This is a genomic window from Roseimaritima sediminicola (genome assembly GCF_009618275.1).
GTDB classification, from domain to species: domain Bacteria; phylum Planctomycetota; class Planctomycetia; order Pirellulales; family Pirellulaceae; genus Roseimaritima; species Roseimaritima sediminicola.
The window spans coordinates 63,862-74,614 of sequence record NZ_WIAD01000029.1; the positions used below are offsets into that span (position 1 = coordinate 63,862).

Genomic DNA, 10,753 nt, shown 5'->3' on the forward strand with positions numbered 1-10,753 from the left:
ATGTCGCGACCCCAACAACTAACAACTAACAACTAACAACTAACAACCAACAACCAACAACTACCCCGCCATCCTGGTCCAGTTCTCCCACACGAAGCGATACTGGTACGTCGGGCGGTGGGACTGCTGCAGTTTCTGATGCAGCCGCTGCATTCGCCGATGAGCTCCCGGCACGAACCAGTGGAACTGCACCTGGATATCGCGAAAACGCGAGATCAAACCGCTGTCGATCAGGTGCTCGAGCAATTCGTACTCGCCGCCTTCGATGTTCAGCTTTAACAGGGCAACCTGCTCGATCCGGTGCGTTTCGATAAACCGTGAGATCGACCGCAGCTCACAGGCGACGCTGTCTTCCGCCGTCTTGAACTGGCTGGTCGCATCGTCCAGGACGCCCAGCGAAATCGTTTGATCTCGTCCGCTCAGACCGAACGCATGGACATCGACGGCCGGCACGTCGGCAAAGCGATTTTGGATCTGCTGGTAGTACTGCGGCAGCGGTTCGAACACATGCACCCGGCAACCATACCGACCGTGCATCGCTGCGGCCCATTCGCCTTGATAGCCACCCACATCGAACACGATGTCGTCGGCGGACAAGTCGTAATCCAAACGCAGTGTCTGGTCACCCCGGTCGGTATTCCAGCGGCGGTACGCACGATCGAACTCCGCGCACACCGGCAAGCGGCCGGGCATCCCCACCGCGCTCATCACCGCATCGGCACGCTTCAGCACGCTGCGTTTCAGCCGCGGCATCATGGCCAGTCTCGTCATCGGAGTTCCTTGGTAAGAAGTAAATATAGGCGACAGGGTTGCCAGAGTCGCCTTTCGCTCCGCGAAAGTTGTGTATACGCAGGCTACTTTCGCGGAGCGAAAGGCGACTCTAGTTACTTTCGCGGAGCGAAAGGCGACTCTAGTTACTTTCGCGGAGCGAAAGGCGACTCTGGCTACTTTCGCGGAGCGAAAGGCGACTCTAGCTACTTTCGCGGAGCGAAAGGCGACTCTAGCTACTTTCGCGGAGCGAAAGGCGACTCTGGTAGGGGATTCACTACGCAGCCCAGCGGCGGCCGACGCTGCGCAGCGCCAGGCGGCAACGGTGCCGCCTCGGCAAAAGTTGCACGCGGCGCGGGGCGCTCGAACTCATCCGCTCGCTCAACAACCGAGCGATCAAGGGAAAAAAGTTGTGTTCGTTCAGCACGCGGCGGCGGGCTTCCAAGACGTCGGCGCGACGCTGGCGGTCGCGCTCGGCGGCGATGTCCGCCAAGATGGTTTCGATCGCCGCTTGGGGCCGAAAGATATCGATCGGTGTAAACGCAGTGCCCGGAAAATACTGTTCGGCATTGGGACAGCCGAAGTAAAACGGGTACGCTCCGGCCAAGAACGCGTCGGAAATCTTTTCGGTCATGTAATCCGGTCGCTGTTCGTTTTCCAGCACCAGATGGAACCGGTACGGCGCCACCGCGTCCCACTTGTCGGCGATCCCCAGGTAGCCGCGGCCGAACACGTCGAACTGGTCTCCCAGCGTCTCCTTCAGCATGGCCACGAACCGGCGACGCGCGCGATGCGCCGCGGTGATCTCTTTGGTCGAAATCACCGTGCTGATCAGCGAGGGTTTCTGATCGGCCGGATCGGCGGCGATCCGGTCATAATCCCAGGTGGACCGATCGTCGCGGTCGCGATCGACGCCCACGTGCCAGGGATGGCCTTGTTGCCAAGCGATCTTGCCGCGGTGCTTGACGTCGTGACAGGTCAGCACCCAGCGGAACTGATCGAGAAACGTACCGCGATAGGCTCGCAGCGCCGGCGGTTCGGCGCTGACGAACAAGGTGTTCTCCGGCGGACAAACCGTCGACAACGGCTCGGGCACTTCTTCGAACACGACCCACGCGTCGCAGCGTTCCAGCGGCTCGTTGACGACGAACTGGAAATCGCCCCAGACCCCGCGGTGACCGGGGGTCTGTCGCAGCAGGGGCCACGATGGAAACGGGGTGGTAATCAAAACGCGAGGCATGGCGATCGCCTTCGGTAGAGGAGCAAGGCAGACGCTCAGGCGGCCGTTCGCACGTGCGTGGTCGAGGAAACGTGGTCGATCGCGGCGTCCAAGGTATCGAGCATGCGGCCGAACAGAACGTCGTCGAACGCGGGGTTCAGCCCCAAGTAGAAACCACGCTGGTGGATCTCGTCGGCGCCGCGATACGCCGTCGGATCCAGGTCGCCGAGAATGGCCGCGGCCGGTTGCCGCGCCAGATTGCCGGCGACCACGGGGCGCGTCTCGATGCCTTGCTGTTCCAGATAGTCGGTCAATTCGCCGCGGCGATGGGCCAGGTCGCCCGAGAGCATCACGGGCAGAGCAAACGGACTGCTGGTGCCGGCTGCGGGAACCGACGGCGTCGCCAGAGCGGGACGCTGGGCGACGTAGTCCTCAAAGCGGGCCGCCAATTGCCGGCGACGGGCGTTCATGGCATCCAGTTTCGCCAATTGATGCAGTCCAAAGGCGGCTTGCAGTTCGGTGGGCCGCAGATTGAAACCCCAATTGACGAACAGGTATCGCGAATCGATTTCGGCCGCTCCGGTGGCTTGATTCTGCAGCCCGCGGCTCCAACCATGAGCTCGCAGAACACGCAACTGGTCCGCATGGTGCTGGTCGACACAGGTCACCATCCCGCCTTCCATCGTGGTCATGTGATGCGAGAAAAAGAAGCTGTAGCTGCCGCCCAAGCCGAACGTGCCCACGTGCTGGCCATCGTGCTGGGCGCCGAGCGCCTCGCAGCAATCTTCGATCAACAGCAGACCGTACTCGTTGCACAGCTTTCGCACGGCGTCCATCGCACAGGGGTTGCCCATCAGGTGCACCGCAAAGAAGCACTTGGTGCGCGGTCCGATCCGCCGCCGCAGGTCATCCAGATCCACGTTCAAAGTGGTCGGATCGACGTCGACCAGTTGGACTTTTAATCCGGCCATCGCCACCGACCACACCTGGGTCGGCCAAGTCACCACGGGCACCAAGACTTCGTCGCCGGGTTGCAGCCGAGGGTTCAGCGGATTGATTAATTGGTAAGCCAACAACAGATCGGCCGACGAACCGCTGTTGACCATCACCGCGTCGGCGGCGCCGACGTAGTTGGCAAAAGCCTGTTCGAACTGGCGGGTGCGCTGGCCCATGGAGGTCTGGAAATCGACCATGCACTCGATCGCTTCGCTGATCTCGTCGACGCCGTAGGTGGGCAGGGTCAACGGAAACCAATACCGTGGATTGGTCGGCGTTTGTTGCGGCAGGGTATCACGCAACCAGGACTGCAGTTGCTCTCGCGATTCGGTCTTCATGAGTGTGGGTCTTTGCGGGAAGGCGGGCAGGGAAGGGCGGAGCCCGAAGTTACTTGTTGGAAGTGGATCCGGTTTCGTTCAAGCGGCGGTACTGCTGGACGGTCCGGCGGATGCCCTCGTCCAGGTCCACCCGCGGCTCGAAGCCAAACGATTTCAAGCGGGTCACGTCGGTGCACTTGCGAGGCATCCCGTCGGGCCGTGAGGTATCCCAGTGGATCGTGCCGGTAAAGCCCGCGGCCGCGGCGACCCGCGTGGCCAGTTCCGCGATCGACAGGTCCTCGCCGGTACCGAGGTTGACGATCTGGCCGTCATCGACGCGATCGAACAACAGTCGCATCCCGGCCACCACATCGTCGACGTGAATGAATTCGCGGCGTGCCGATCCGGTCCCCCACAGCGTGATCTCGTCGCTGCCTTGCTCGACGGCGTCGACAAACCGCTTGACCAGGGCGCTCAGGACGTGGCTGCGTTGCAAGTCGAAATGGTCGCCGGTGCCGTAGATGTTGCAGGGCATCGGCAGCACGCACTGCATGCCGTGCTGGGTGTGGTAGGCCTGCGCCAGACGCAGGGCCGCGATCTTGGCCAGGGCATAGCCTTCGTTGGTCGGTTCCAGCGGTCCGGTCAACAGCGAGTCTTCCCGCATCGGCTGGGGGCACTCGCGCGGATAGATACAGGTGCTGCCCAGCAGCAGCAGTTTCTCCACGCCGTGCCGATGACAAGCCTGCAACTGGTGCACGGCCGACAACAGATTGTTTTCCAGAAACCCGACCGGATCGGCGACGTTGGCGGCAATCCCGCCGACCTGGGCGGCCAGCAGGAACGCGTACTTGGGTCGATGCTGGGCGAACCAACGATCCACGCTGGCCGCATCGCACAGGTCCATCTGCTGGCGCGTGGGCGTGAGGACGCGTTGGAAACCGTCGCCGCGCAGTTGTTGTGCCAGCTGGCCACCGACCATTCCGGTCGCACCAGTGACCAAAATCGGGTCATCGGGCTGCATGGGAATTCCTTTTCCCGGTCAAATTCGCTCTGTTTTGGTTTTCTCTGAAAACGAGCTCAAGTTCTCAGCGGCCCAGATAATCGGGCAGACAGACGATCGGGTCAAGATCAGTATTCGATGGCGGCTTCTTCGCTACCGCGCTGATGTCGCAGCTCCTGCATGGTGGCGATAATCGCTTCGGATTGCCAGCGGACGGCGCCGCACAGGTCCTGCTTGCGGCGAGCCGCTTCGGCCTTGGCTTGCATCCGGTCGATGGCGTCCCAGGGCACCTGCCAGCCGTGTTCGGCGGCGGCATCGCGGAGGGCTTGGACGGTTCCAGCCAACCGGCCGATGAATTCCGCCGTGGGTTTTGCGCTGTAGCGGCGATAGGGTCCGCGTCCCCCGGATTCGCCACCGGTCGCGTCCAGCCCCGGCTTGGCCGACCGCACCCAGCGATACCAGGCGGCGTACAAACCGGCCAGCAACGCGACGCCCGCCGAGGCCAGCGTCGCCGCGGCAAGGGCGGAAATGGCAAACATCACCGCAGCCAGGGCCGCGACGCCCATCAACACCCAGACCCACGCCGGCGGCGATTCATGCGGCCGCGCTGCATGGATCGGAGCCCCGCTGTGATTGCAGTCCGCCTGGACTTCCAAGGCCACGATGGTAATGTTGTCCGGCCCGCCCCGTAGATTCGCCAGATCGATCAACACCCGAGTCGCTTTTTCGGGCGACAAACATCCCAGCAGGATCCCGATCTCACTGTCCTCTAGCTGGCCGGTCAAACCGTCGCTGCACAGCAGATACCGGTCGCCTCGCAGTGCCGGCCAGGGTCCTTCCAGATCCACCGTGACCTCGGCGTTGGGTCCCAGCGAGCGGGTGATCACGTTCTTGGGAATCGCTCGGCTCAGCTCGCTGTTGGGCTGGACGTGCCCTCCCGCTTCCATCTCCCAGACCAAAGAGTGGTCGAAGGTTAATTGTTCGAAAACCTCACCGCGCAAGCGGTACACGCGGCTATCGCCGACGTGTCCGACCACCACCCCGTCGGGCATCAGCACCAAGGCGCTGACGGTCGTGCCCATATTGTGGAACTCGGGGTTGCTCTGTCCCTTCAGATAGATCTCGCGGTTGGCTTCGCGAATCGCCTTGCGCAAGGACCCCGCCACCGTCGAGGCGTTGCTGCGCAGGTAATGCTGGGGGATCCGCTCGACCGCCATCTGGCTGGCCAATTCTCCGGCCGCATGAGCGCCCATTCCGTCGGCGACGATGAACAGGTGCCCGCGGCGCTGGAACCGCCCCTCACTGTCGGCGATCACGCTGGTGGCCGAATCCTGATTCGTGGCGCGACGCATACCGATATCGCTCTCTTGCGAGAAGTGAATCGAAGCGTTCCAGGAATCAGGCGAGGACATTCGCGAAAGATCAACTCAGAGGGCATCGGTGGCGGCCCCCCCAGGATTCCGCCCCCAAAGGATTCCGCATCGGCTCATTCATTCCAGCCTTCTAGTTTAACCGCCCAGGCCCGGCGTGTGGCACGCGTAGCTTGGCCGTCCCCCAGCGAAGAACATTATGCGGCCAAATTCCGGCAAATTCGGCTACGACGCTCTGGCCGTCCGCGGCAGCAGTTTGCTAACCTCCGCGGCGGAATCGCCAAAACACAGGACCCCGGAAGGACGCCAACGATGAGTTTCACCATGCGACGGACCGCCGCGCTGCTGGTCGGCTGTGCGTTGTTGGCCAGCTGTGGCTGCGTTCGCCGCCGGCTCACCGTGCGGACCAACCCACCGGGAGCCGTCGTCGCGGTCGACAACCAAGTGATCGGCACCAGTCCGGCGGCGTCTTCGTTCGTGCATTACGGAACCCGCGAAGTACGCATCGAAAAGGACGGCTACCGCACCGAAGTCCTGCGCCGACGGCTGAACCCGCCCTGGTATGAAATCCCGCCACTAGACTTCTTTGCTGAAACGCTATGGCCCTGGGAGATCCGAGACGAGCGGATCATCGACGTCGAACTGGTTCCCAAACAAGTCGCTCCGATGGAGGAGGTGGTGGGTCGAGCCGACGCGTTGCGTTCGCAGGCCCGCAGCGGCGTGGTCCCGGCGGCGGTGGAAACAATGCCAGAGACGGTGACCCTGCCGCCGGTTTCGGTGCCGACCACGCCCCCGCCGGGAGGCCTGCCCAGCGGCGGCCTACCCGCGGTGGTCAGCCCGTAGGCGGTTGTTGGTTGGTGGTTGATGGTTGATGGTTGATGGTTGATGGTTGATGAGCAGGGCTAGCATCCGTAGAGGGATCGATCGCAAATTGCAGAATCGCAATTCCAAAATTTGCTGACGCCGGCGGATTCTATGTATGAAAAGAATCGTTTTCTCCCCTCTCCCCCGAAGCCTGGCGAGCCTAAGCGAGTCAGGATTCGGGGGAGAGGGGTTGGGGGTGAGGGGGAATGCAGAGCAGCAGCACCGTGGCCGTATCTCGAGGCGGGGCACGGCTTCGAAACCGTACGCGAACGGTCATTCCGTTGCACCGGAGCCCCCTCACCCCCGGCCCCTCTCCCACCACTGCTTCACTCGCTGACGCTCGCGGCGCCGCGGGGGAGAGGGGAGAAAACGTTACATTCCTTCGCTCCCGGCCGTTCAAAGATTCCGCCGAAGTCAGCGGTTTGCAAAGTTTCAATTTGAAATTTGCAATCTCCCCCGCTCACCAGGGCCGAGCCACCTCGAATCGCAAATCTCAAATCTCCTGGCTCCGGCGGATTCTTTTGTATGAGAAGAATCGTTTACTCCCCTCTCCCCCGAAGCCTGGCGAGCCCAAGCGAGTCAGGATTCGGGGGAGAGGGGTCGGGGGTGAGGGGGAATGCAGAGCAGCAGCACCGTGGCCGTATCTCGAGGCGGGGCACGGCTTCGAAACCGTACGCGAACGGTCATCTCGTTGCACCGGAGCCCCCTCACCCCCGGCCCCTCTCCCACCACTGCTTCACTCGCTGACGCTCGCGGCGCCGCGGGGGAGAGGGGAGAAAACATTACATTCCTTCGCTCCAAACCGCGTATAAATTCCGCCGAAGTCAGCGGTTTTCAAAGTTTCAATTTAAAATTTGCAATGTTCATTTTGCAATTTGCAATCTCCCCCGCTCACCAGGGCCGAGCCACCTCGAATCGCAAATCTCAAATCTCAAATCTACCGTCCCCCAACGTCTGGCGACTTCAGCTACCTACTTCAGCCCTAATCCCGAGGGCCGCTTGTCCAGCGCCCCCTTCAATCCCAGTTGCCGGGGATCGCGAGCCAGTTTGTCGCTGAACACGCGGACGTCGTCCATGATCGGACGGATGCGTGCCGAAGCGTCCTCGACATTGTCGACGATGCGTTTGATCTGCCAGTACAGCTCGTCATCTTCCATCAGCCGGTTCAGCGTTCCGTTGCCGGAATTCAACCGCTCGGTAAACGTTCCGAACTGACGCATCGTGCCGTCCAAGCCGTCCAGATTCGTCAGCAGGCTGGCGACCAGTTCTTCACTGTGCTCGGCAAACGGCCGCGTGATCTGTTCGACGTTCTTGACCGTCTGGCCGGCGTCCTTGACGGTGCTCTCGGCCGCGATCCCCACCTTCTCGAATTGCTGCATCGTTTGCGCGGTACTGGTCAACACCGCTTCGGCCTCTTGCATCACCCGCGGCAGCCGCTCGACCGAATCCTTGATGGCCTGCTGCACTTGCGGGTCGCCGACGATCGAGCGCATGTCTGCCAGCGTGGCGCGAAACTCTTCGATCGACAGTTCGGCTTGCTGGGACAGGCGATTGATGTCGTTGCCACTGGTGCCGATCGCCTGGCTGACGTCGCCGGCCAACTGGCTGACCGAGTCGCTGGCCTGAGCCACGGAATTGCCGGCCACTTGCATCGTGGCCAGGGTTTCGCGAACCTGATCTTCCAGGCCGACCAGCACGGCAAACGGGTCGCCGGCCACACGGCCGGCACCGATGTAGTCGCCGCTGTGCGCCCGGGTATTGATCAGCTGGCGTTCGGCGTCGTCCAGTTGCCCATCGGGCGGCGTGCCGGCTTGCCCGTCCAGTTGGTCCAGCAGCTCTTGTTCGGTGCGGCGAACGAATTCCAGGTTGGCGTCGCCGGTGACGAACGATCCCAGCGAGATCCGCGGAATGTAAGCGTTGGTGGGAGCGTGTTCGGCGTCGATCTCCATCGTGATCTGTACGCCACCCTCGGGCCGCAGCCGAATGCTGCTGACCCGACCAATCTTCACGCCATCGCGCAGCACGGGCGTGTTGGCACTGACGCCCGGCGCCGAAGCGAAGTCGGCCGTGATTTCCAGGTTGTTGGTCAACAGCGCAGGAAAGGCACCGAACAAAAAGGTCAGGATGATGAACACCCCCACCGCGGCCACCACCAACACGCCGACACCAAACCGCAATCGATTCTCGTCCATCTTGCCTTCCTAGCTCGACGTCCCGGTCGAAATGAGTTCGTTCAGCCGCTCGCCGGCCTCGCCGCGCACGAACTGTCGCACGCGGCGGTCCTCGGCATGTTCCAAGTCGCTGGGCGGACCATCAAACAAGACCTGCGACTGGTGCGGTTCGAGCCGCGTCCGCGGAAACAGCATCAACACCCGGTCGGCGACTTTGCGAGCGGTATGCATGTCGTGGGTGACCACGATGCTGGTCACCGGAAAGCGCCGCCGCGTTTCCAGGATTAATTCGTTGATCACGTCGCTCATGATCGGATCCAGGCCCGTGGTCGGTTCGTCATAGACGACCAGTTCCGGCTCCATGATCAGGGCCCGCGCCAAACCGACGCGTTTGCGCATCCCGCCGGACAACTCCGCCGGTCGCTTCTTGGCCACCTCGGGCGGCAACCCGACTTCGGCCAACCGCTGCATGACCCGCTGGTGGATTTCGTCGTCCTCCAGCGAACCGTGTTGCTCCAGCGGGAAAGCCACGTTCTGATGGATCGTCATGCTGTCGAACAGGGCCGCGTTTTGAAACACGAACCCCATCCGCCGCCGCACGGCGGTCAATTGCTGGTCGTCCAGCGTCGCGAGGTCCTGCCCGTCAAATCGCACCCGTCCGGCATGCGGCTTGACCAACCCCACCAACGTCTTCAGCAACACCGTCTTGCCGCAGCCGCTCTCTCCGATGATCGCCAACGTCTGACCGCGGGGAATGGCCAGATCGATATCCCGCAGCACCATCTGATGGCCGAACTGGACCGAGACGTCCTCGCCCCGCACCAACGGCTCGTCCGTCACCTCGCGGACCGCATCGCGTTCTTGTTCGATTTCATGTTCTTCTTGCATAGCGGTTCCCTACAGGATCGAGGCCCCCTCGGGGTGCATGGCAAAGTACAAGGCGTCCAGCAGGATGTTCAAAAACAGGTCGATCGCCAGGATCAAGACGAACGAGTGCACGAAGGATGCCGTGGCCGCACGCCCCACACCGTCGGCACCGGCCTGGCAGTTGAATCCGCGGTAGCAACTGACCACGGCGATGATGCCGCCGAAAAACACGCTCTTGAACAACCCGCTGAGGAAATCGAATCCGCTGACGAACTCGCGTGAGTGGTTCAGGTAGGGCGCGTGGTCGATACCCAGCACGATCACGCTGTAAAAGTACCCGCCCACGATGCCCATAAAATCGGCCATCACCGTCAGCGCGGGAATCAACAAAATGCAGGCCAGAAACCGCGGCACGACCAGGTAGTGGATCGGGTCGGCGCCCATCGTCGTCAGGGCATCGATCTGTTCGGTCACGCGCATCGTGCCCAGCACCGCCGCCATGGCGCTGCCCACGCGGCCGGCCAGCATCGTGGCCGCTAGCACCGGACCGAGTTCCCGAACCAGCGACATATTGATTACGGCCCCCAGCTGGTTCTCCAGCCCGATCGAATGGAACTGGTAATAACTCTGCACCGCCAGGACCATCCCGATGAACGTCCCGGTCAGGGAGACGACCGGCAGGCTCAGCACGCCAACCTGGTAGAAGTTGACCAGCATCGTGCCGCGAGCGGGCATGCGGGTGCACATCCAGACGACCATTCGCCAGGTGAATAGAGCCATGTCGCCGACGACGACCAACCCATCGACGACGCTGGACCCCCAGTCCGTAACCCAGCGCTGCAGGGCCGTGCCGAGCGTCGGCGAAGCCGTATCATTTCCAGCAACCGAAGCCATATTTCGCCATACCTACGTACCGAGATCCGCACACACCACAAAAGGTATCGACCAGGTAAACCTTGCGGCTTGAGCCGACTTTGCGGGACCGCAGGAAAGTCCGACCGCGCGCAAAGGCGCGGCGTGACGAAGCTGCGGTTATAGACTGCACTGGCGACCTGGCAAGCCTAGCAAGCTTGGCAGATTAGGAAAGGCATTTTACTGGCCGGCACAGTTGCTGACGTGAAGCCATCGGTGCCAACGACACCTACTTTCCAAGCCCCCTTTCAAGAAGCGAACTGGCTGCG

The 10,753-nt window shown here is 62.2% G+C and carries 9 protein-coding genes; 1 reads left to right on the forward strand and 8 read right to left on the reverse strand.

Annotated elements, in window-relative coordinates; translation table 11 throughout:
• Positions 1-60: 60 nt before the first annotated feature.
• From GE027_RS14510 to GE027_RS14530, 5 genes are all read right to left on the reverse strand, one after another.
• The gene (locus tag GE027_RS14510; RefSeq protein WP_153557927.1) at positions 61-771 is read right to left on the reverse strand and encodes an FkbM family methyltransferase; all 711 of its coding nucleotides are present in this window, start codon (positions 769-771) and stop codon (positions 61-63) included.
• A gap of 274 nt (positions 772-1,045) precedes the next feature.
• Complete coding sequence (locus tag GE027_RS14515; protein ID WP_153557928.1) at positions 1,046-2,008, reverse strand: glycosyltransferase family 10 domain-containing protein; 963 nt, start codon at positions 2,006-2,008, stop codon at positions 1,046-1,048.
• A gap of 35 nt (positions 2,009-2,043) precedes the next feature.
• Complete coding sequence (locus tag GE027_RS14520) at positions 2,044-3,321, reverse strand: DegT/DnrJ/EryC1/StrS family aminotransferase (RefSeq protein ID WP_153557929.1); 1,278 nt, start codon at positions 3,319-3,321, stop codon at positions 2,044-2,046.
• A 49-nt stretch (positions 3,322-3,370) separates the two neighbouring features.
• The gene (locus tag GE027_RS14525; RefSeq protein ID WP_153557930.1) at positions 3,371-4,321 is read right to left on the reverse strand and encodes a GDP-L-fucose synthase family protein; all 951 of its coding nucleotides are present in this window, start codon (positions 4,319-4,321) and stop codon (positions 3,371-3,373) included.
• Between the two features lie 107 nt (positions 4,322-4,428).
• A complete protein-coding gene (locus tag GE027_RS14530; protein WP_237607548.1) occupies positions 4,429-5,712 on the reverse strand; it encodes a protein phosphatase 2C domain-containing protein in 1,284 nt (427 codons plus the stop codon).
• 270 nt (positions 5,713-5,982) lie between these two features.
• Between GE027_RS14530 and GE027_RS14535 the strand changes: the two genes are divergently transcribed.
• Positions 5,983-6,513, forward strand: coding sequence for a PEGA domain-containing protein (locus GE027_RS14535; protein ID WP_237607549.1), 531 nt, complete (start codon positions 5,983-5,985; stop codon positions 6,511-6,513).
• A gap of 992 nt (positions 6,514-7,505) precedes the next feature.
• Here GE027_RS14535 and GE027_RS14540 read toward each other — a convergent pair.
• The 3 genes from GE027_RS14540 to GE027_RS14550 are packed head-to-tail and all read right to left on the reverse strand — an operon-like array spanning position 7,506 to position 10,466.
• Positions 7,506-8,726 carry an MlaD family protein gene (locus tag GE027_RS14540; protein WP_153557931.1) on the reverse strand — a complete coding sequence of 407 codons (1,221 nt, stop codon included), beginning with the start codon at positions 8,724-8,726 and terminating at the stop codon, positions 7,506-7,508.
• A gap of 9 nt (positions 8,727-8,735) precedes the next feature.
• Positions 8,736-9,593, reverse strand: a complete 858-nt coding sequence (locus GE027_RS14545) for an ABC transporter ATP-binding protein (protein ID WP_153557932.1) — start codon at positions 9,591-9,593, stop codon at positions 8,736-8,738.
• A 9-nt stretch (positions 9,594-9,602) separates the two neighbouring features.
• Positions 9,603-10,466: an MlaE family ABC transporter permease gene (locus tag GE027_RS14550; protein ID WP_153557933.1), complete on the reverse strand. Its 864-nt coding sequence runs from the start codon at positions 10,464-10,466 to the stop codon at positions 9,603-9,605.
• Positions 10,467-10,753 lie beyond the last annotated feature (287 nt).

Excerpts from the sequence above, each read along its gene's own strand:
- GE027_RS14550 (WP_153557933.1), bottom strand. The coding sequence starts at position 10,466 with ATGGCTTCGGTTGCTGGAAATGATACGGCTTCGCCGACGCTCGGCACG.
- GE027_RS14530 (WP_237607548.1), bottom strand. The coding sequence starts at position 5,712 with ATGTCCTCGCCTGATTCCTGGAACGCTTCGATTCACTTCTCGCAAGAG.
- GE027_RS14515 (WP_153557928.1), bottom strand. The coding sequence starts at position 2,008 with ATGCCTCGCGTTTTGATTACCACCCCGTTTCCATCGTGGCCCCTGCTG.
- GE027_RS14520 (WP_153557929.1), bottom strand. The coding sequence starts at position 3,321 with ATGAAGACCGAATCGCGAGAGCAACTGCAGTCCTGGTTGCGTGATACC.
- GE027_RS14540 (WP_153557931.1), bottom strand. The coding sequence starts at position 8,726 with ATGGACGAGAATCGATTGCGGTTTGGTGTCGGCGTGTTGGTGGTGGCC.
- GE027_RS14535 (WP_237607549.1), top strand. The coding sequence starts at position 5,983 with ATGAGTTTCACCATGCGACGGACCGCCGCGCTGCTGGTCGGCTGTGCG.
- GE027_RS14510 (WP_153557927.1), bottom strand. The coding sequence starts at position 771 with ATGACGAGACTGGCCATGATGCCGCGGCTGAAACGCAGCGTGCTGAAG.
- GE027_RS14545 (WP_153557932.1), bottom strand. The coding sequence starts at position 9,593 with ATGCAAGAAGAACATGAAATCGAACAAGAACGCGATGCGGTCCGCGAG.
- GE027_RS14525 (WP_153557930.1), bottom strand. The coding sequence starts at position 4,321 with ATGCAGCCCGATGACCCGATTTTGGTCACTGGTGCGACCGGAATGGTC.